Source organism: Methanobrevibacter sp. (assembly GCF_017432245.1).
Taxonomy (GTDB): Archaea; Methanobacteriota; Methanobacteria; order Methanobacteriales; family Methanobacteriaceae; genus Methanobrevibacter.
This window is the reverse complement of the sequence record NZ_JAFRJO010000005.1, coordinates 1-22023: the sequence shown is the minus strand read 5'-3', so window position 1 is coordinate 22023 and position 22023 is coordinate 1. Positions and strand designations below refer to the sequence as shown.

General features: G+C 34.0%; 22 protein-coding genes. 13 read left to right on the top strand and 9 right to left on the bottom strand.

Annotated features, from left to right (window positions below):
- Positions 1-174: 174 nt before the first annotated feature.
- The 7 genes from IJI80_RS00540 to trpA all read left to right on the top strand — a co-directional run bounded on the left by IJI80_RS00540 (position 175) and on the right by trpA (position 6965).
- On the top strand, positions 175-1818 hold the full coding sequence (locus IJI80_RS00540) for an anthranilate synthase component I family protein (RefSeq protein ID WP_292786455.1): 1644 nt from the start codon (positions 175-177) through the stop codon (positions 1816-1818).
- Complete coding sequence (locus IJI80_RS00535) at positions 1815-2384, top strand: aminodeoxychorismate/anthranilate synthase component II (RefSeq protein WP_292786453.1); 570 nt, start codon at positions 1815-1817, stop codon at positions 2382-2384. Before IJI80_RS00540 ends, IJI80_RS00535 begins: the two co-directional genes overlap by 4 nt.
- Before the next feature lie 56 nt (positions 2385-2440).
- Entirely contained in the window at positions 2441-3448 is a 1008-nt protein-coding gene (gene trpD, locus IJI80_RS00530; RefSeq protein WP_292786451.1) for an anthranilate phosphoribosyltransferase, read from the top strand.
- A gap of 29 nt (positions 3449-3477) precedes the next feature.
- Entirely contained in the window at positions 3478-4254 is a 777-nt protein-coding gene (trpC, locus tag IJI80_RS00525) for an indole-3-glycerol phosphate synthase TrpC (protein WP_292786448.1), read from the top strand.
- Positions 4247-4888 (top strand): phosphoribosylanthranilate isomerase, encoded by a 642-nt coding sequence (locus IJI80_RS00520; RefSeq protein WP_292786445.1) that lies wholly within the window; start codon positions 4247-4249, stop codon positions 4886-4888. Before trpC ends, IJI80_RS00520 begins: the two co-directional genes overlap by 8 nt.
- Before the next feature lie 88 nt (positions 4889-4976).
- Entirely contained in the window at positions 4977-6161 is a 1185-nt protein-coding gene (gene trpB, locus IJI80_RS00515) for a tryptophan synthase subunit beta (RefSeq protein ID WP_292786442.1), read from the top strand.
- An 18-nt stretch (positions 6162-6179) separates the two neighbouring features.
- The gene (gene trpA / locus IJI80_RS00510; protein WP_292786438.1) at positions 6180-6965 is read left to right on the top strand and encodes a tryptophan synthase subunit alpha; all 786 of its coding nucleotides are present in this window, start codon (positions 6180-6182) and stop codon (positions 6963-6965) included.
- 75 nt (positions 6966-7040) lie between these two features.
- On the opposite strand, the gene IJI80_RS00505 is transcribed toward trpA, so the two are convergent.
- From IJI80_RS00505 to IJI80_RS00475, 7 genes are all read right to left on the bottom strand, one after another.
- A complete protein-coding gene (locus tag IJI80_RS00505; RefSeq protein ID WP_292786435.1) occupies positions 7041-8429 on the bottom strand; it encodes an MFS transporter in 1389 nt (462 codons plus the stop codon).
- Between the two features lie 128 nt (positions 8430-8557).
- The gene (locus IJI80_RS00500) at positions 8558-9922 is read right to left on the bottom strand and encodes an MATE family efflux transporter (RefSeq protein ID WP_292786432.1); all 1365 of its coding nucleotides are present in this window, start codon (positions 9920-9922) and stop codon (positions 8558-8560) included.
- A gap of 132 nt (positions 9923-10054) precedes the next feature.
- Entirely contained in the window at positions 10055-10747 is a 693-nt protein-coding gene (locus IJI80_RS00495; protein WP_292786429.1) for a uracil-DNA glycosylase, read from the bottom strand.
- Positions 10748-10802: 55 nt separating this feature from the next.
- Positions 10803-11918 carry an acyltransferase gene (locus tag IJI80_RS00490; RefSeq protein ID WP_292786426.1) on the bottom strand — a complete coding sequence of 372 codons (1116 nt, stop codon included), beginning with the start codon at positions 11916-11918 and terminating at the stop codon, positions 10803-10805.
- 71 nt (positions 11919-11989) lie between these two features.
- On the bottom strand, positions 11990-12724 hold the full coding sequence (locus tag IJI80_RS00485) for an NAD(P)H-dependent oxidoreductase (protein ID WP_292786423.1): 735 nt from the start codon (positions 12722-12724) through the stop codon (positions 11990-11992).
- A 34-nt stretch (positions 12725-12758) separates the two neighbouring features.
- Positions 12759-14063 carry a GNAT family N-acetyltransferase gene (locus IJI80_RS00480; protein ID WP_292786421.1) on the bottom strand — a complete coding sequence of 435 codons (1305 nt, stop codon included), beginning with the start codon at positions 14061-14063 and terminating at the stop codon, positions 12759-12761.
- Between the two features lie 152 nt (positions 14064-14215).
- On the bottom strand, positions 14216-14968 hold the full coding sequence (locus tag IJI80_RS00475; protein WP_292786419.1) for a TatD family hydrolase: 753 nt from the start codon (positions 14966-14968) through the stop codon (positions 14216-14218).
- Positions 14969-15092: 124 nt separating this feature from the next.
- Here IJI80_RS00475 and IJI80_RS00470 point away from each other — a divergent pair, with 124 nt between their 5' ends.
- Complete coding sequence (locus tag IJI80_RS00470; protein WP_292786415.1) at positions 15093-15806, top strand: tRNA threonylcarbamoyladenosine dehydratase; 714 nt, start codon at positions 15093-15095, stop codon at positions 15804-15806.
- Positions 15807-15811: 5 nt separating this feature from the next.
- On the opposite strand, the gene IJI80_RS00465 is transcribed toward IJI80_RS00470, so the two are convergent.
- Positions 15812-16273: a pyridoxamine 5'-phosphate oxidase family protein gene (locus IJI80_RS00465; RefSeq protein ID WP_292786412.1), complete on the bottom strand. Its 462-nt coding sequence runs from the start codon at positions 16271-16273 to the stop codon at positions 15812-15814.
- Between the two features lie 162 nt (positions 16274-16435).
- Positions 16436-17785 (bottom strand): adenylosuccinate lyase, encoded by a 1350-nt coding sequence (gene purB / locus IJI80_RS00460; protein ID WP_292786409.1) that lies wholly within the window; start codon positions 17783-17785, stop codon positions 16436-16438.
- A 269-nt stretch (positions 17786-18054) separates the two neighbouring features.
- Between purB and IJI80_RS00455 the strand changes: the two genes are divergently transcribed.
- From IJI80_RS00455 to IJI80_RS00435, 5 genes are all read left to right on the top strand, one after another.
- Positions 18055-18861, top strand: a complete 807-nt coding sequence (locus IJI80_RS00455; RefSeq protein ID WP_292786407.1) for a type II CAAX endopeptidase family protein — start codon at positions 18055-18057, stop codon at positions 18859-18861.
- 107 nt (positions 18862-18968) lie between these two features.
- Positions 18969-19769, top strand: coding sequence for a type II CAAX endopeptidase family protein (locus tag IJI80_RS00450; RefSeq protein WP_292786404.1), 801 nt, complete (start codon positions 18969-18971; stop codon positions 19767-19769).
- 243 nt (positions 19770-20012) lie between these two features.
- Entirely contained in the window at positions 20013-20255 is a 243-nt protein-coding gene (locus IJI80_RS00445; protein WP_292786401.1) for a helix-turn-helix transcriptional regulator, read from the top strand.
- Positions 20256-20320: 65 nt separating this feature from the next.
- Positions 20321-21055: a DUF4013 domain-containing protein gene (locus IJI80_RS00440; protein ID WP_292786398.1), complete on the top strand. Its 735-nt coding sequence runs from the start codon at positions 20321-20323 to the stop codon at positions 21053-21055.
- 83 nt (positions 21056-21138) lie between these two features.
- Positions 21139-22002 (top strand): DUF4013 domain-containing protein, encoded by an 864-nt coding sequence (locus tag IJI80_RS00435; protein ID WP_292786396.1) that lies wholly within the window; start codon positions 21139-21141, stop codon positions 22000-22002.
- Positions 22003-22023: the final 21 nt, after the last annotated feature.

Here is a 22023-nt window from a genome sequence, read left to right as displayed (position 1 = left end):
GTTTATAATTATATTAAATCATTATTTAAATTTTTTTATTATTTATCTATTTGCCAAGATTTTTAATTAATGTATATTTTTGTACAACAAAGATTTAAATAGTACATTATACATAATAAAGTATACATTATTTAAAATATATAATTAAAATATATATAATAAAGGAGATTAAAAGTGTTTTTTCCCAGTATTGAAGAAGCAAAAGAGATAGCTAATGATCCATCATATAAAAGGATACCAATTAGCTATGAGATATTTTCAGATACAAAAACTTCCATTGAAGTTTTAAGAAGACTTAGGATCTTAAGCAATCATTGCTACATGCTTGAAAGTGTAGAAGATTCTAAAAATTGGGGAAGATACAGTTTTTTAGGATTCAATCCTATCCTTGAAATAACCTGTCAAGATGGCAATCTCTCTATTAAAGGAAAGTCAAGTTTCAGCGATTGTGAAATAGAAGACAGGCAAGAAAAATGTTTCAACATTAAAACAGACAATCCTGGAGATTATATCCGGCAAATTGTTGAAGAGAACAAATCTCCAAAACTTGAAGGCATGCCTCCATTTTCAGGCGGACTTGTAGGTTACTTCTCATATGACTACATTAAGTACAGTGAACCTTCACTTATCTTGGATGCACAGAATCAGGATGCCTTTAAGGATGTTGACTTGATGCTTTTTGATAAGGTAATTGCATTTGACAACTATAAGCAAAAGATAGTTGTCATAGTCAATATGGAAATAAGTGAAGATCAAAGAGCCATAGAAGAAAACTATGCTGAAGCATGCAAATCCATTTTAGACATAGTTGAAATCATTAAGGCAGATAATGTTGTAGACTTGCTTGATGATGACTTCAATCATCATCTAACCAATAAAAAGACACTTGAAGCAAGTCAAAGAATGAGGGAAATTGATTCATTTGAAGAAATGAACAAAATCAGAAATGAAATCACTGCACATTTGCCTATTGAACTCAAATCAGATTTCAGATACCTATTTTCAAAAGAGGAATATTGTGATATGGTAAGGAAGGCTAAAGATTACATAACTGAGGGAGACATCTTCCAGGTTGTGCTCTCAAATAGGATTGAAGCAGACATTGAAGGAAGCTTGTTTGATGTTTATAGGGTTCTTAGAACTACAAACCCTTCACCTTATATGTTCTATTTCTCAAGTGATGATATAGAGATTGCAGGTGCAAGCCCTGAAACCCTTGTAAAGCTTGTTGACAATCAAGTTTACACTTTTCCTTTAGCTGGGACCCGTCCAAGAGGAAAGACAGATGAAGAGGACAGATTATTGGAAGAGGACTTGCTTGCTGATGAAAAGGAATTGGCTGAACATAATATGCTGGTTGACCTTGGAAGAAATGACATAGGAAAAATAAGTGAAATAGGTTCCGTTAAAGTTAATAGATACATGGATATTGTAAGATTCTCACATGTGATGCATATAGGTTCTACTGTTGAGGGAATTCTAAGAGAGGATTATGACTACTTATCCACAATTGATTCAATTCTTCCTGCTGGGACATTGTCTGGAGCCCCAAAGATAAGGGCATGTGAGATTATCAATGAGCTTGAAGACAATAAGAGAGGAATCTATGGTGGAGCTATTGGTTACATAGATTTAACCGGTAATCTAGACACTTGCATTGCAATCAGAATTGCATTTGCAAGGGACAAAAAGGTTTTCATTAGAGTTGGTGCAGGCATTGTTGCAGACAGTGTTCCTGAAAATGAATTTGAAGAATGCAACAATAAGGCAAAGGCAGTAATGAATGCTTTGAAATTAGCAGATGGAGGGATTGAATGATTCTACTCATAGACAATTACGACAGCTTTTCATATAATCTGTTCCAGTTGATTGGTGAAGTCAATCCAGAGATAATGGTTTATAGGAATGACAAGATAAGCATTGATGAGATAAGGGACTTGAATCCTGAAGCAATTATCTTGTCTCCAGGTCCTGGAAGATGTGAAAATGCAGGAATCTGCATAGATATAGTTAAGGAATTTTATCACGAAATTCCAATTTTAGGGGTCTGCTTAGGCCATCAGGCAATCTGCACAGCATTTGGAGCTAAGGTTTCATATGCAAAAAGGCTGATGCATGGAAAGTCTTCAAGAATTTCCTTAGATGCAGATTCAATTTTTAAAAGGTTGCCAAATGAAATAACTGTTGGAAGATATCATTCATTAAGCCTGTTGGAGGATACCCTTCCAGATGAATTGAAAATCATATCAAAATCAAATGATGACGGTGAAGTCATGGCTGTAAAGCATAAGGAATTTAATGTTTATGGGCTTCAATTTCACCCAGAATCAATATTGACACCAGACGGATTGACAATTATGGAGAATTTTTTAAATAAATTATAGTAAAACTGATTAATTAAAGACATTATGAATTTTTAAAAAGCAAAAAAGGGATTTTTATGATTAAGGAAGCAATTTTAAAAGTGTATAAACATGAAGATTTAACTTATGAGGAAGCTTATGAGACAATGGATGAGATCATGAGCGGAAAGGCTAGTGAAGTTCAAATGAGTGCATACTTAACAGCAATGTCAATGAAAGGCGAAACAATTGAGGAAATCACTGCCTCTGCTGAAGCTATGAGGGCTCACTGTGTAAGATTATTGAATGATGAAGAAGTCTTGGAAATTGTTGGAACTGGAGGAGACGGTTCAAACACATTCAACATTTCCACTACATCTTCCATTGTAATTTCAGCTGCAGGTGTTCCAGTGGCAAAGCATGGAAACAGATCCGCTTCGAGCAAATGCGGTGCAGCAGATGTGCTGGAGGAGTTAGGGGTCAATATTCATATAAGTCCTGAAAAAAGCTTAAGTTGCCTAAAGGAAATTAATTTATGTTTCCTCTTTGCTCAAAACTATCATCTCTCAATGAAATATGTTGCAGGAGTCCGTAAGGAACTTTCAATCAGAACAATATTCAATATTTTAGGACCATTGACAAGTCCTGCAGGTGCTTCCATGGAAGTGTTGGGAGTGTATGAAAGGGAGCTATTGGAACCTCTTACAGATGTTTTAAAGAATTTAGGGGTTAAGTCTGCAATGGTTGTCTATGGTTTGGATGTGATGGATGAAATCTCAGCAAGTGACAAGACTGCAGTATGTGAGCTAAAGGATGGCAAGACAAGAACATATGAACTTTCTCCAGAAGATTTCGGTATGGTCATTTCCTCTAAAGAAGATCTTGTTGGAGGAGATGCAAAGGAAAATGCAGAAATCACTTTAGCTGTTTTAAATGGAGAAAAAGGCCCAAGAAGAAATGCAGTTCTATTGAATTCCGCTGCAGGATTGTATGTTGCAGGCAAGGTGGATTCATTGGAAGAGGGAATCAAGCTAGCTGAAGAGGTCATTGACTCTGGAAAGGCATTGAATCAGCTTGAAAGATTCATTGAAGTTACAAATAGATAAATACATTGGCTTACTAATAGATGATTAGCATGTTAGATAAGATTGTTGCAAAGACTGAAGAGAGGTTAATTGAAGCAAAAAGCAATAAGTCTTTAGACAAAATGAAAGAGGAAGTGTCAAAACTTGATATAAGTGATGAATTTCCATTTAAGGAAGCTTTAAGAGACCCTGAAATTGCAATCATTGCTGAAGTCAAGAAAGCTTCTCCTTCCAAGGGGCTAATCGCTGAGGATTTTGATTACATTAAAATCGCAAAGGAATATGAGCAAGCGGGAGCTTCTGCAATATCAGTCTTGACAGAGCCATACTTTTTCAAGGGATCTAACGATTACCTTAAGGAAATTGCTGAAAATGTGTCTATTCCAATTTTAAGAAAAGACTTTACAATAGACGAATATATGATATGGGAAGCTAAATCATTAGGGGCATCAGCTATTCTTTTGATTGTTTCAATACTTGATGATGTTCAATTGAAGAGATATTTGGATTTGGCTCATGAGTTAGGCCTTTCTGCAATAGTCGAAACCCATGATGCAAATGAGATCAGAACTGCAATCGATGCTGGTGCAGAGATAATTGGTGTAAACAATAGAAATTTAGCTGATTTTACTGTTGATATCAATAATAGCGTTAACTTGCGCAGATTAGTTAGTGATGATATATTATTCATTTCAGAAAGTGGAATTAAAACTGCTGAAGATGTAAGAAGATTAAAGGAAAACAATGTTGATGCAGTCTTGATTGGTGAGACATTAATGAAAAGTGATGATAAGAAAGCCATGATTACGGAGTTAAAGAATGGTTAAGATTAAGATTTGTGGAATGAGAAGGTCTGAAGATATAGAAATGGCAAATAGATATAAGCCTGATTTTGTCGGTTTTGTTTTTGCTCAAAGTCCACGTAAGGTATCATATGAACAGGCTAAGGAATTGTCAGAGCTTTTGAGTGATGATATTGTTCCTGTAGGGGTTTTTGTAAATGATCATATGAAGCTTATTGTTGACTTATTCAAGGATGGAATAATCGAAATGGCTCAGCTTCATGGAGATGAAGATGAAAAGTATATAAGGAATCTAAAAGATAAATCAATTGAAGAAACTGGAAAACAAATACCTGTAATAAATGCAATTGAAATAAACGATGGTGCTGATTATAATGCTGAGCTATTGAAGTGGCGAGATTCAGCATCTGACTATTTTATTTTAGACAGTGGAAAAGGCTCTGGCAAAACATTTGACTGGAGTCTTATAGATAAAGAGAGCGAATTCTTTAAGAATTCCATTTTTTTAGCTGGAGGACTGAACAGTGAAAACCTGGCTTTAGCTATTGAGGAATTCAATCCATTTGCAGTTGACTTAAGCAGTTCTGTTGAAACGGATGGATTTAAGGATGAAGAGAAAATCAAGGAAATCATTGAAATTATGGAAAATTATAGATAATAATAATTACTAATAAATATTTGAATTTTATTTGAGAAATTAAGAGATAATTACAAAAAATATTGACTTTTAAAATTGGGGATAAAAGATGAGTAGAGGAAGATTTGGAGTTCATGGTGGGCAATACATGTCTGAAACATTGATGAATGAACTCCTGAACTTAGAGGAACAATATAATCATTTTAAGGAAGATCCTGAATTTGTAGAGGAATTGAACACTCTATTGAAGGAATATGCAGGAAGGCCTTCTTTACTTTATTATGCAAAGAGAATGACTGAAGACCTTGGTGGAGCAAAGATTTACCTAAAGCGTGAAGACTTAAACCATACTGGTGCACATAAGATTAATAATGTGCTTGGCCAATGTCTCCTTGCTAAAAAGATGGGAAAGACTAGAGTCATTGCAGAGACCGGTGCAGGTCAGCATGGAGTGGCTACAGCTACTGCAGCAGCCCTCCTTGGTATGGAATGTGAAGTCTTTATGGGTGAAGAGGACACCAAGCGTCAGGCATTGAATGTATTCAGAATGGAACTTCTTGGAGCAAAGGTTCATACTGTAACTACAGGTTCCAAAGTGCTTAAGGATGCAGTGAATGATGCATTCAGAGAATGGATTTCAAGAGTTGATGACACTCACTATGTAATTGGTTCCACTATGGGTCCACACCCATTTCCAACAATCGTAAGGGATTTTCAAGCTGTAATCAGTGAAGAGATAAAGGAACAAGTCCTAGAGATTGAAGGCAAATTGCCAGATATGGTTATCGCTTGTGTTGGTGGTGGAAGCAATGCTATGGGTGCATTCTACAATTTCCTTGATGATGAAGAGGTAAAGCTTGTTGGTGTTGAAGCTGCTGGAAAGGGAATTGACACTGAATTCCATGCAGCAACAATCGCTAAAGGTGAACTTGGAATTTTCCATGGTATGAAATCCTATTTCTGTCAAGGCAATTATGGTCAGATCTCTCCGGTTTACTCAATCTCTGCAGGACTTGATTATCCTGGAATAGGTCCTGAACATGCTTACTTGCATGATATTGGAAGAGCAGAATATGTAAGCGCTACAGATGATGAGGCAGTTGAGGCATTCGAGTACTTGTCAAGGATGGAAGGAATCATTCCAGCTATTGAATCATCTCATGCAATAGCACATGCCATGAGAGTTGCAGGGGATATGGATAAGGATGATGTAATTGTAATCAATGTATCTGGCCGTGGAGATAAGGATGTGGCAGCTATTGCTCGATATAAAGGAGTTGAATTATACGAATGATTGTAGGGAGGTTTAAAAATGAGTGATAAGAGAGATATAAAGATTGCTGATGCATTCAAGGATGGAAAAGCATTTATCGGATTCTTGACTGCAGGGGACCCTACAATTGAAAAGACTGTAGAGTATGTCTTGGCTATGGAAGAGGCAGGATGTGACTTGGTTGAGATAGGCATTCCTTTTTCAGATCCTGTAGCTGAAGGGCCTGTCATTCAGGAAGCGAATATCAGAGCGCTTTCCAACAATACAAATACTGATGATGTTTTTGAGGCAATCAGACAGATTAGGGAAAAGTCAGATGTTCCATTGGTGTTCCTGACCTATATCAATCCAGTGTTCTACTATGGATATGACAAGTTCTTCAAGAGATGCCAAGAGCTTAATGTCTGCGGTATCATTTCACCGGACCTTCCATATGATGAGAAGGATGAGATTCTTGAAGTGACTCAAAAGTATGGCATTGACATTATCAGCTTGATTGCACCTACTTCAAAGGAACGTATACAGATGATTGCAAGTGAAGCAAGCGGATTCATTTATGTTGTTTCATCATTAGGGGTCACTGGAATGAGAAGTGAGATTAGAACAGACTTAAAATCCATTTTAGAGGATATTAAGGAAGTTACTGATGTTCCTGCTGCAGTTGGTTTTGGTATCAATACTCCAGAACAAGCAGAAAATATTGCAAAAGTGGCCGATGGTGTTATTGTAGGAAGTGCAATTGTTAATATTATTGCAGAGCATGGAGAAAATGCAAAAGAGCCTCTCCAAAACTATGTTAAATCAATGAAAGATGCTATTTCCTAACATCTTTCTTTAATATTTTTAATACTTATTTTCTTTCAATTTTTTATTCTTATTTTTTAATTTTTTATTTTTATTTCATTGATTTGCTTTCATGGTAGCTATTTGCTCGTCACGGCTTTTCAATCTCAAGGTGAATGCAAATGCAATGATTGCAACTATTGTTGCTAAAAACAAACTGATTTTATAACCTAAAATTCCTGCAAATGATGCAATTATTCCCCCAATGAAAGCTCCACCTATCAATTGCCCTGCACTTGAGAGCATATTTACAATAGCTTGGCCTGCTCCTCTCTCGTATGGTTTTGCCTCAGTTAAGACAATATATCTTAAAGGAGCTCCGATGATTGTTACAAGACCTACACCAATCATGCATCCTGCTATTATGAAAAATATTAGATTGCTTGGATAAACTGCAATTGCAAATAATCCTATTGCAAGCATCATTGTTCCAACTGCCATGATCTTACGTGAACCTGCAGAATCCAGGATCTTACCAAGTATTGGTGCTGCAACTGCATTTGCTCCCAATATTGGAATCAGCATGAGGCTTGCGTACTGTTCATTCAATCCCATTGAAAGGATTACAAGTGATGGAACGAAAATTGCTGAAGAGTAGATCATTCCATAGCATAATGTTTCAACACAGGCAATGCGTATTTCCCTGTTTTTTAGCATATGTATTGGCACAATTGATTCTTCTGCCCTTTTTTCTATTTTTAAGAATATTGGAATTAGGATTATAAACATCAATAAAAATGGAAGAACATTAATGGACAAGAAGCTGTTTGTGAAATTGCTTGAATCGATTTGGTTTAGGCCGTAAGCTAAAGATATAGCAAGCAGACTCAATACAATGATTCCTAAATAATCTATCTTCATTTTTCTATCATCTTCAATTTCCGGAAGGATGTAGAATGCAAATGCTATTAGGAATATAGCTATTGGGATGTTTATTGTAAAGCACCAATTCCAACCATATGGAATCAATGCTGCTCCAACCAATGGTCCTCCGATTGCAGAAATGCCAAATACACTTCCAAGTATTCCTAATGCCTTTCCTCTCTCTTCAAGTGGGAATGCGTCTCCGACAAATGCTCCGGCTACAGGGAATATTCCTCCACAACCGAAACCTTGCACTATTCTTCCTAAAAATATTGCCTCTATGCTTAATGAGGATGCTATTAAACAGGATCCTATTCCAAAGAGAATTACATCTAGAATGAATACCTTTTTCCTTCCATAAAAGTCTGAGAATTTAGCCATGACAGGAGAGCCGATCATGAAACTGATTACAAAAAGTGTAAATATCCAACTTGATTCCCTACTTGTCAAGTGGAAGCTTTGTTCGATTGATGGAAGCACTGGCCCTATGATTCCTGTATCCAATGAGCCCATGAATACTCCAATTAAAAATAGCAATAGTATTAAGTTACGTGTTTTCTTATCTAAAGTCTTTCCTTCCATAGTATAAATTATAATATTTGATTTTAAATATTTTTTCTTGAAAGCGTTTAGTTTAAGATAAGAAATAGAATAATTTATTTAAAAAGATAAAATAAGAAAATCAGTGTTGTTCAAGAGAAAAAGAAGGATTAAGTGCCAAATTTAGCCCTTACTTTTCTTATTGTGTATCTTGCAAATGCGAAGTTTAAGATACTTGCAAGGATTCTTCCTGTTGCAAGACCTGTCCAAATACCAACAAGTCCCCAGCCCAAGACTATTCCGAGGGTGTATGTTGCGGTAACTGTAAAGATTACCTCTCTGATGATGGTCCACATCAAACTCATGGTTCCCTTACCCATTCCTTGGTACAGGAAACTTGAAGTCATTCCTGCTCCAGTGAGTGGGAGACAAAGGCTTGCTATTCTCAGGAATCTGGTAATTTCAGGAACCAAAACAGCTGTCTCTTCAGTATATGCAAATAAAGTTGCAAGCTGTGGCGCGAATGCAACCAATATTATTGTAACTGCTGTTCCAAATGCTATTCCAAATTTAACTCCATATAAATGGGCTCTTGATAGGTAATCTCCATTTTTAGCACCGTAAGCACTTCCTGAAACTGCAGATACTGCACTACCAATAGCTGTAAGTGGCATTATAGCAAAAAGGTATAACCTTTGACCTGAGGTGAATGATGCGATACCATATTCTCCTCCAATTGTTGAGATGAACACTAAATATAAGCTTACAGCAACAGACATCATGAACATATCCATGGATGCCGGAATACCTACTTTCAATATGTCTTTAGCTATTTTGGACTCAAATTTGAACTCTCTTAAATTGACATCCACATAGGTGTCCTTCTTGATGAGAATCCAGTAAAGGATTACAGATGCAGATCCGAGAGCGCTGAAGATTGTTGCCATGGATGCACCTGCAGAACCGAAGCCCAATACATAAATGAAGATAGGGTCAAGAATGGCGTTAAGGGTTACAGATACAATCATTGCATACATTGCTCTTTTCATGTCCCCTTCACCACGAAGGATACCGCTTCCTCCATTACCGAACATGAATGCAATAAGACCTAAAAATAGGGGAGTTCCATATTTAAGACCTTCAGCAAGATTTTGTCCACTTGCTCCATAGGTACGAAGCAAAGGCTCTTGAATGAATAAGAGAATCACAGTAAGAAATATTGAAGCCACTAAGAATATTAAAAGAGCATGAGCTGCAGATTTATTGGCACCTTCATGATTTTTTGCACCAACAAAACGGCTGATACTGCTTGTTGCACCATTTCCAAGACCTACACTCACACCATTCAATATCATGAATATTGGAGTTACAAATCCTATTCCTGCAATTGCAGCTTGTCCAAGTCCCGCTACCCAAATACCGTCTATGATATTGTATGATGCTGTTAGAAGCATAGATATCATGATTGGAATAGCAAGCTTTTTAACTGCTGTTTCCGGATTTCCCCTCATTAATTCAACATTCTTATTCGCCATGTCATTACCTTGCTTATTTTAAAGATTTTAAATTTTCTATTTTGATTATTTGTTTTTTATAGTATTTTATTATATTTATTTGATTTTGATTAAAAAAATAGCAAAAATTTTAAAGATTTATTTCTTAATATTTTAAAAAAGAGTTTGTTGGCCATAGTGCTTATCTTCAATTTTCCAATTAATCTCTTCCAAATTGTTTTCCTTTAGGAATTCGTTTGCTAATTTAAAGTGGTTTGAGCCAAAGAATCCTCTTCTTGCTGAAAAAGGGGAAGGATGTGCGGATATTAGAACTAAATGATTAGGATTTGTGATTAATTCCTTTTTAAGTTCTGCCTGCTTTCCCCATAATAGAAATACGATTGGTTGGTTTTGATTGTTGAGTATTTTAATTACATTGTCTGTAAATGTCTGCCAACCGCATTTGCTATGTGAATTTGCATTTCCTTCTTCAACAGTGAGTACAGTATTGAGTAAGAAAACTCCTTGTTTTGCCCAGGATTCAAGGCAACCTGATTCTGGAATTGGATATCCGTATTCTGATTCTATTTCCTTAAAGATATTTTTTAGAGATCTTGGGATTGGATGTCCTTCTGGAGTTGAGAATGCAAGTCCATGAGCCTGTCCTTCTTCATGATAAGGGTCCTGGCCTAATATGACAACTTTAACATTGTCTATAGGGCATAGCTTGAAAGCATTGAATATTTCTTCTTTTGGGGGATAGATTGTTTTTGTTTTGTATTCGGATTCTACAAAATCTTTTATTTTTAAAAAGTATTCCTTTTCAAATTCCTCTTCTAAAACATTGTCCCAACTGTTTCCAATCATAAAATCACTTTTTTAATATGTATTTTTAGGGTTAATTATAAACATTTTTTATTTATTATTTCTTTCCAGTTACCTTATCCAAATATGGAATCTTATCTAAGACAGCTAGAATTGCTAAGCTGATTGCAGTTGTAAGAATCACTAAAACAGGTATCCAAATCAATGAACTTCCATGAGTGAAATTGATGAATTTTATTAAATTGATCTTTATGCAATATAAAACCAGGTATTGAATAAGATAAATTCCATAACTGTAATTGCTTATTGTTGTAAATGCATTTCCTAATCTATTATTTTCCATATCTATGAATGATTTGGTTTTGGATAGGTATTTAAACAGTAAGAATGCATTTGCAGACATGAACAGTATCAATAAATTGAAATAGCTTAATCGAACGAACTGATGAACCAAATGAGACCTTGGAACTACAAAACAGAATATGTACCAAAGGTAAGATCCTATAAATAGTAGAGCGGTTATGATTATAAGGTATTTCCTATCAATTCTTTTTTCCAAGAAGTCACATTTTGCCAAGAAGTATCCTATTACTATATAAGCAAGGAAAGAAAGGTAATAGGTTAATTTAGGACTATATGGATTGAATAGATGGTAATGGCTCAAGCAGATGTAAATTACAGAAAGAATTGCTAAAATTGTGATGAATTTCTGATTGAAATCATTGATGTTGATATCTAATTGCATCGCTTTGTTAATAATGAATATTCCAACATAAGCTATTATAATCATCCAAACGAACCAGAAATGAACTCCTAATGTTCCTGCTGTTCCAAAGAATATCTTAAGAGCACTATCTAGATTGAATCCATGGCTCATAACGCTTGTAAACATTATGTAAACCAATACCCAAAAAAGGAAAGGTATGAATAGTCTTGATAATCTCTTTTTAAAGAATTTTATTAAAGTGTCTTTTTTACCTATAAGCAACGCTCCACTAAGCATTACAAAAATAGGAATTGAAAAGTCTCTAAAACAGTCAAAGAATACAGAAATATAAAGATTAGGACTATTTATATCTCTTGATACATAGGATACAGAGACATGGCAGAATACGATTCCTATTATTGCCAATGCCCTTAGAACGTCATAGTAGAATATTCTTTTGGGTTTAGCCATATTCTCTGATTCTTTGGTGGGATTAGTTTCATTCATAAGATTACCAATAATTTTTTCATTAACAATTGATATTTTATCTATTATTAGATAAATTTATTATGATATGCTTATTTCATCACCCTTTTAAAGATAAAGAACATTATTTTTGCAAATATCTTCTTTATTGGGTTTAGCTTTACAACGGGTGCAAAGTCATGACTGACCAAATCTGTGCTTTTCCAATACTCAGCATCTGCCTTTATAGGGTCTTCAGTTAAAGCCATTGCTCTCCATACGTTATAGAATAGGATATCCATGAATTTAGGGCTGTGGAGCTTATTGGATTCGATGTCCTTTTTGAATTTTTCACTTGCCTTGTCTATTTCCTTTGTTTCAAGATGCTCTTTTCCACCGCAGGCAATAGCTGCCTTATAGACCTTATTGAATCCCCAATGCCTTAAATTCTCATCAATGTATTTTGCCACATCATTTTGTCCTGCTCCTGCTGTAGAAACAAAGACCAATGCTTTCTTTTCAAAGAATTCTGGCCTGTGGTAGAGGTAGGCAGTATGATCAAAGAAGTTTTTAAGAAGTGCTGTCACATTCATTGCATATACTGGAGAAGCGATTATCAACCCATCAGCATTTCTTAGTTTTTCAAGAATTGTGTTAATCTGGTCATGGTGAGGACAATTCTCTTCACTTTCCATAATGCATTTGAAGCAGCCATTGCACATTGGTATCTTCTCTTTCATTAGCTGCACTTCTTCAAATTCCGCCTCTCCTAAAATGGATTTTGCTCTTTTAACCATAGCCCATGTGTTTTTCTTTCTTGGAGAACCGTTAATAATTAAAATTTTCATATCATCACCCACATTTTGTTTTTTTTTATCTTGATTATTTCATATTCAATTGCCCTTCCTGGACTCTTTTCTCTTTGTATTCGAAGTTCTTGTCAAACTCGTTCACATCCTTTTCATCAACATCAAAGACTTTTGGATTGTAGAATAGTCCCTTGTCATAATCTATCTCATCAAAGACATTTTCAAAGATCCTTATCATGAAAAATGGATTTTCATCTTCTGTGTCTGTTCCTTCAAGGTAAATATTGTATTTTGATGCACTTTCGAAACCGAATCTGCTGTAATAGTTTTCATCCCCAACTACAAAAACAAATGGGAAACCCATTTCTTGAGCAAGACTTAATGTATGCCTTATTAATTCGGAGCCCTTTCCTTGATTTTGACATTTTGGATCTATAGCTATTGGGCCAAGGATGATAGCTTCTCCCTTTATATCTCTAAGCTTGATTTCCACTCCATACCTATTTCTCTTGTAAAGGTTTATATGGCCTTTAGAGTAGTTTATATGGCCAATGATATCTTTATCTTCTTCAATCACATAAGCCAAATCTTTTATGAAGCTTGAATCATCTCTTAGATTGTGAACGATATAATGCTCATAGGCTCCAGGTCTGTAGATATTCCAAAAGGCATCTCTTACAAGGTTTTCAACTTTTAGGTAATCCTTTTTCTCTTCTAATCTGATGGCTTTATCAGGGGATTCATTATTTTCTTCATAATTCTCTGCCTTAACGGAATTGAAGAGTATTTTCATATGATTTGTTGTTCTTCTTTCGAAATCCTTTAGGAATTTTTCATCATCTTCAGGATAATTTATTATGAAATGTTCGTATAATAGGAATAATCCGTAGTAATAGAATGATTCTGCAAGTTGCTTGATGTCAGCATCCTTCTTGATGAAATTCATTTCTTTCATTAGATTAAAGAGATCTTCCCAGCCATTGATTGCATATCCTATAATTGCTTCCTTTACAAATTTCTTTATCTTTTCGTTATGATAGGATTCAACCAGGAATATCCTTGTAATCTTCATCATCTTCTCTTCAGAGAGTTTTGAGATGAATCTATCGCTTCCTTCCTTATAGAAATGGTCAAAATCCATATTCAGATTTTCCTTAGGTTGCATTACAGGAGCCTCTTCCTTTAGCATTTCGTTAATGTAATAGCTTAATATGGATTCTAATATTGATTCCTTGCTTTGATAGTGATTATAAATGGAGCTTTCCTTTATTCCAACTTCCTTAGCTATTTGCCGTATAGAAACCCCATCATATCCATATTGTGAGAATAAGTCAATGGAAACATCAAATATCTTTTCTTTTGTATTCTTTTTAGCCATATTATCATCTTTTTTATTAAAATGAAATTATTAAAATGAAATTAAAAATAAATCATAAAACTAACACTTGTTAGTTAAGATTGTATTTTATTATGTTGGCATTGATATATAAAACTAACGATTGTTAGTATAATTTTAAAAAAGATTATGGATCAGGTGATTTCAAATAGCTTTTTTGCATTTTCTGCAGTTATTTCAATAACTTCAGACTCTTCAATATCCAATTCTTCAGCTATTTTTTTAATGACGTATTTTATGTTCAGTGGTGTATTCATTTCCCCTCTTTTTTCTTCTGGAGGCAAATATGGTGAATCTGTTTCAAGAAGCACATGGCCAATGCCTATCTTATTCAGCATTTTTCTTGCTTTCTTGTTGTTTTTATGAGTGACTGTTCCGCCAACTCCTATATAGAAACCTAATTTGATGAATTCCACAGCCATTTCACCGGAACCTTGATAGGAATGCATGGATCCTACTACATTGTGCTTTTTCAAGATGTCATATGTATCTTGCATTGCCTTTCTGGAATGGACAATTATAGGAAGTTCATGTTTTTCGGCCAAGTTAAGCATTTTTTCAAAGAGTTCAATTTGCTTATCCTTATTTTCTTTTCCTTTGTAATAATCAAGGCCTATTTCCCCTACAGCGATGACTTTATCCTTTTTTAGTTGATTATCCAATAGCAAAATGTCTTCATCTGTGATTTCATCTGCAAGAGTGTAAAAGTATCCTAAAGCTGCATAGACATTCTCATAATCTTCTGACAATTTCAATGCTTCTTCATTGCTTTCAAGGTCAGTACCATTCAATATTAGGATAATATTGTTCTTTTGAGCCTCTTTAATTATTTCCTCTGCATTTTCCATTTCACTATTGTAAATATGGCAATGTGTATCGATAATCATTAAATTCCTCACATAAGAGATTATTTTTTCTGTTGATTAGAAAATTATTGCATTAAGTTTTTATTCTTTTAACCTCAATTATTATATAATCAATTAAATTAAATTAAATTTTTGGTGAACTTGGATGGATGAGAAGTTTTTAAGAACAGAAATGTTAATTGGAAAGGAAGGAATGGAAAAGCTAAAGAATGCCAAGGTAGCTGTTTTTGGCCTTGGTGGTGTCGGTTCCTTCGTTTGTGAAGGACTTGCAAGAAGCGGAGTAGGCAATTTTGTTCTGGTGGATTTCGATAAGGTTGATGAGAGCAATATCAACAGGCAGATAATAGCTACAACAAAAACAATCGGCAGAAACAAGGTTGATGTCATGAAAGAGAGAATCTTGGATATCAATCCTGAAGCCAATGTTGAAATTTATAATGAGTTCTACTTGGCTGATAGCGAATCTGACATCATTACAGAGGATTTGTCATATGTCGTTGACTGTGTTGACACTATAATGGCAAAGATTGCAATCATATGCAAATCCAAGGAAATTGATGTTCCAGTCATGTCCTGTATGGGAACTGGAAACAAGTTGGATCCTACAAGTTTTGAAATAGATGACATTTACAAGACTTCCTATTGTCCGCTTGCTAGAATAATGAAAAAAGATTTGAAAAAGAGAAATATAAAGAAGTTAAAGGTATTGTATTCAAAGGAACATCCTATAAACACAAATGATTGTGAAATAAATCAAAATGAAAAGAAGCATAAAGTCAAGGGAAGCGTTTCCTTTATGCCCCCTGTAGCAGGATTAATGATTGCTGGTGAGGTAATAAAGGATATTGCCATCAGATGATTTAATTATTTTTCCTCAACTATCTTTCCACTCATATGCTCTATGGTGATCTCATAAAGTTCTGTAACATCCAAAAGCTTGTCTATTTCTGACTTGGTCTCTTCTTCACTTGGGAAGAACTTGTTTCCTAAATGAGTCAATTTTTCTATTTTTAATTCCTTATCCTTGATTGTTCTCATTCTACCAAAGACAATCACGCTTTTGAATGTGTACCACCAATCGTCTTCTTCTTTTACACCTTTATCCACTACACAGTAGGACACTTTATCATGCTTTTCGATTGCATCCCTTTTATGGCTTTCCATTACAGTTCCATGGAAGTATATCTTCCCATCTACATAAACATGACTTAATGGTACAGCATAAGGATAATCGTCATCTCCAAGCACTGCTAAGACACCACGAGGTTCGTTAATTAAAATTTCTATGCATTCCTCTTCACTTAATGCCTGTTTCTTTCTTCTCATTTCTCTAAACATATTTAATAGTTTAGATTTACTCATAAAAATAGTTAATTAAAAGAATATTTTTTTAAAATAAAATAGTTAGAAATAGTAAAAAGTAGGCACTGGAAAAATAGAAAAAATAAGTAAAATTGTAAAATAAAAAAGAAAAAAGTAACTGGTTATTTAAAACCAGTCTTTAGATGATTCTATAATCTCATCAACGATTATTGGTGCAGAACCGATGTATGTATGAGGATCCATGATTCTTTCAACATCTTCTTTTGTCAAGAATTGACTTGCATCAGGGTCTTCAAGGATTAGGTCTGCAAGTAGCAATTTTTCCTTGTTTGCTTTGATAGCGTTCTTTCTTGCTACTCCATAAGCGGTTTGCTTACCCATTCCTGCTCTTGTAAGTTCTGCCATCAATCTTTCTGCCATGATCAATCCATTTGTGAAATTAAGGTTTCTTTCAATGTTTTCATCATAGAAGATGAGATTGTTCATGAGCTTGATTGTTAAGTTCAAGATGTAATCAGTAAGTATACAAGCTTCAGGGAACATGATTCTTTCACAGGAAGAGTTGGTCAAGTCCCTTTCGTGCCAGAGAGGATTGTTTTCCATTGCTGCATTTACATAGGATTTTACGATTCTTGCAACACCGCAGATTCTTTCAGCAGTGATTGGGTTCATCTTATGTGGCATGGTACTGCTTCCAACTTGCTTTTCAGGGTCGAAGAATTCTCCTAACTCTTGAATTTCAGTTCTTTGCAAGTTTCTAACTTCAAGAGCTATTTTGCTTAAGGTAGTTGCAATGTTTGCAAGGGTTGCTACGAATTCCACATGATTGTCCCTTTGCAATACTTGGTTAGTGATTGGAGCAGGTTTGAGTCCAAGAATTTCAGATACTTTCTTATGAACTTCCCAACCTTGGGTTCCAAGTGCAGCGGTAGTTCCAACAGCACCGTCCATCATACCAAGACAGACATTTTCCTTAGCATGCAATAACCTGTCGTATTGCCTGTGCAATTCATCTGCCCAGATTGCAAATTTCATACCATAAGTGGTTGGAAGTGCATGTTGACCATGGGTACGGCCAATGCAGACTTTCATTTTGTTCTCTTCAGCTAACTTGAGGATTATTTTAGTTAATCTTTCGATCTTTTCTTCCAATACTTCAATTGAATCCTTTAAAAGCAATGAGTTTGAACTGTCTACTATATCATTGGAAGTTGCTCCAAAATGAACATATTCTCCTGCTTCCCCTTCACATACTTCACTTAATCCTTTTGATAGGGAAGCGATATCGTGTTTGGTTTCAGCTTCAATTTCACTTACACGTTCTACGGTAACGAATTTGGTGTTTGCTTTTGCCTTGATTTCATCTGCAAATTCCTTTGGTATGATACCAAGCTCACCTTCAGCTTGAGCCAATGCAGATTCAATATCTAACATTCTTTGCTGCTTATTCTCTTGTTCCCAGATCCTTTTCATTTCTGGAGTTCCATATCTAAATTCTATTGGATGTATTGCCATTTAAACTCTCCTTTGATTGTAGATAATTTGATAAATATAATTTTTTTAAATTAAATATAATTTTTAAATAAAATATTATATTTTTTAAAATACATATCTATTTTTGAATTTTTGATTAAATATATTTTATTGATTTCAATATGATTTTTTCAATTAATTCATAAAGATTTATTAATAACTATAATAAATTATTATTTAGAAAATTAATATTAAGATTAATAATTTAAAAATTAATTATTTAACAATTATTTCTTTATAGGGTGATATGTATGGATTTTAGTGTAAAAGATTTTAATGTAAGACTTCGAACCATTAAACTTTGGGAACTGGTCATTGCAGTAATCATTTCTTTTTTCTTGACAGGTTTTGTTGAGGGATATTTCAATATTTCTTCTGGAGAGTTGGAATATGTCCTTTTCTTCTGCTTTATGATGGTCTTCTTTTTGATTGCCACATATGGTACAACAGGCTTCAATAAGGACGTCAATGACTTGTTTAAAGCCCGCAATATTCTAAAGGTTTTGATTTTAGCCATTTCAAACATGTTTATTGCAATTTTCATTCAAAATATGTTTTTCCCTTTGGATTCCCTTTTAAATATGGTAAATTCAATTTCCCTACCTTTATTGGATGTGATTACTGGATCAAATAATCCATTGCTTTTCATCTTTGAGATGTTTTCAGCGATTATCATAGCACCAATATCTGAAGAATTGTTCTTTAGGGGAGTTTTATTCAATAGATTAAAAATCAGAAAAGGATTTGTCTTTGGATTAATTGTTTCATCAGTCATTTTTGGACTATGCCATTTGAATTATCCAGACCATATTTCCCATGTTATCTATACTTGCATAATGGGAATGACTCTATGCATTCTATATTCAAGGACAGACAATTTATTGTTGAATATGGTAGTTCATTCATTCTATAATCTTTTATCATATCTCATTGTATATACTCCACTGCAATATTTGCTTTTAGGCAATGATTTTGGTGCATTAATGGGCTTGATGCTATTAGCATCCTTAATATTTATTCCAGTTTATATTCTTTATTTCACTTTTAAACTGAAATGATGCTCATCTAATTTAATTGAAAAAATTTATTATTGGCGGTTGTAATATTAAGTTGTAATATAAAATCATTTATTTAGATTATTTTTTTTAATTTATTGGTGAATAAGATGGACTTTAATGTAACTGACTTTAATGTGAGGCTTAGAACAATAAGGTTAAGAGAAGCTGTTTTGGCTATTGTAATTGGATTTGTCTTAAACGTGGTTCTCATTGCAATATTCCCTCCCTTAGGGGATGCTGATGAACTAGTGATCATGCCTCTTTTAGTTTTTGTTCTATTGTTCTTCATTTGGGCCTTAAGAGGCACTCATGGTTTAAGTGATGACTTTTCAAAGCTTTTTGAAAGGGATAATCGTCGGGAAATATTCTATATATTTCTAATAAATCTCTTATTTGTATTTCTCATTGTGGCATTATTTGCAAATTTTGATATACTTAATGGTTTTGTATATCCTGAGATGGAACCTTTGTTGGATTTTACTCCTACTTATTATGACCCGTTATCCTTCATTCTGGAAGTGATTTCCTCGATCATACTTGCACCTATTATTGAAGAATTGTTCTTTAGAGGTGTCTTATTCAATAGATTGAAAATCAGAACAGGTATAGTGGCTGCTATGATCATTTCTTCAGCCCTCTTTGCCATTGGACATGAATTCGGTGGAATTACCAGTGCCTTTTTATTTGGAATCTGTATGTGCATAATCTATCTAAAAACAGATAATATCCTTATGACAATGTCAATTCACTTTTTAAATAATCTGGTGGCTGTACTTCTTGAAGTGGTTAATGCAGATGCATTCCTATTCCAAATGCCGCTTGCACCTATCACAGGGATAGTTTCCGTAATTGCTGGTCTTTTGATAATAGTCTACATCTTTGAAGAGATTAAGCGATTAAGGACTTAGGGCATTTTTCATGCTTTAATTCTTTTTATATTTTTTAATTTTTTAATTTTTAATGTTGTTTTACTTTTTTTAAATCTTACAATTTTTGACTATTTTCATAGAAACATTTATATATGATGTAATATAATTTTTACATATAGAAATGTAAAATAATTTTTACATTTGGAATTTATTTATTACATTTGGAATGTATTTGTTACATGTTTATATTTCTATATTAATCAATATTGTTTAAGTGATCATATGAAAACAATTATAAGATATTTGAGGCAGGAGATTAAGTTAAGTCAGCAAGATTTAGCTGAATCTGTTGGTGTAACTCGTCAAACAATCAATGCCTTGGAAAACGGGCGGTATAATCCCTCTTTGCTTTTAGCATATAAAATAACAAGAATCTTGAATGAAGCTACTTATGGCGAAGATAAGGATTCCTATTTGAGCATTGAGGATATTTTTAAATTTAGTGATGACGACTTTAAAAATTAAACATTTCAAAGTTTTGATGGCTTTGATTTAAATTTATTTATTATTACTTGTTAAGGGGTTAAAAAATGATATTAGATATTTATAAGGATTCTTTAGAATATTCTGCTAAAGACTTAAAGACTTTATTGATATTGGGAGCAACTTACTTTTTAAGTTTCCTTTTGCTTCCAATATTCTTGATTTACGGTTATTCATACAGAGTAACCAAAATCTCTGTAGAAGGTATGATTAATGGTAATGATCCATTGCCAGAATTTGACAACATCATTGACATGTTTGTAGACGGTATAAAGGTTGTTCTGGTCTATCTGATTTACTTGATAGTTCCATTTATAGTATTCTTCTTGTTTGCACTGGTATCCAGCTCAATCGGAGGATATGGTGAATCTGTATTAATGGCTATCGGCACTGTCATTACTGTTGTACTAATCTTATTCGCTTATGTTATGAGCATGTTCGGAGTAGCACACATGGCAAATAATGGTGATTCTTTATCTAAAGCATTTGATTATAAGGAAATATTTGAAATCATCAAATCTGTTGGCGTTACAAGAAGTTTAGGGGCTTACATTGGTTTAGTTATTATTTGCTCAGCAATTTATGCGGTTGTTTTCTTCTTGATCTTATTTGTATTCGGATTCTTCGGAATATTTACCGGAACTTTAGGATTTGCTATGGCAGCTGGCGGAATATTTGTTGCAGGATTTTTCATAGCTTACCTTGTAATGTTGTTTATTGTAGGTCCTTACACCATGATAATGCAATCAAGAGTAAGCGGATTATTATACAATCTTCATTAGATAATTAAAAACTTTAATATAAACAATCTTTAAAATTAAAAATTATTAATTTATATTTTATTATTTTCTTTATTGGTGATTTTATGGCTAGTATTACTGATGTAGTTAAAGAAGGATTGAAATATCCTTTAAACGATGGAAAAAAGGTTTTGACTTTAGGTATTATATTCCTTGTTTCAAGTCTTGTCTCATTGGCAATGGAATTTTTGGTCTTTGACAATATGAGAATTTTAGCGGACGTGGCTCCTGTTGAAACAGTTCAAGCAGCATTATCTGCTATTCCTCCAAGCAGCATGGCTTTGATTGTCTTGTCTTGGATTGTAACATTTGTATTGATGGTATTCGCTTCAGGATACATTTATGATGTTATTAAATATGGTATAGAAGGAAGATCAGAACTTCCAGAGTTCGGTGACATTAAAGGATTATTAGTGAATGGTCTTCGTGCATTCGTTGTTGGATTAGCTTATTCCATTTTACCTATGATTCTTTTCTTCCTTGGATTGATGTTAACTGTAAACGAATCTGTAGGTGCTTCTGTCAATGCAATTGGTGGAATCATATTATTAGTTGCTATCATATTTGCAATATTCGTTTCTTTAGTGAATGTAATGGCATTATGCAATATGGTGGACAAGGATGAATTTGCTGCTGCATTCAGATTTAAGGAAATCTTAGGATTAATCAAGAACTTAGGATGGGGAAGATACATAGGAATTTTACTCTTCACTGTTATAGTAGCTATGATTATCTATGTATTCTTTGGCTTTATTTTCGGAGCTATTGCTGGAATCATCAGCATGATAGTGGGTTCTGCATTTGTTTTGGCTTTAATTAATATGATTCTCAATTCATTGCTTGTCAATCCATATGTCAGCATTGCAATAAGCAGAGTATATGGATCAATTTACAAAGAAGCAACTAAAACTGAATTAGAAACTATCTAAAATAAGAAAATTAGAAACTAT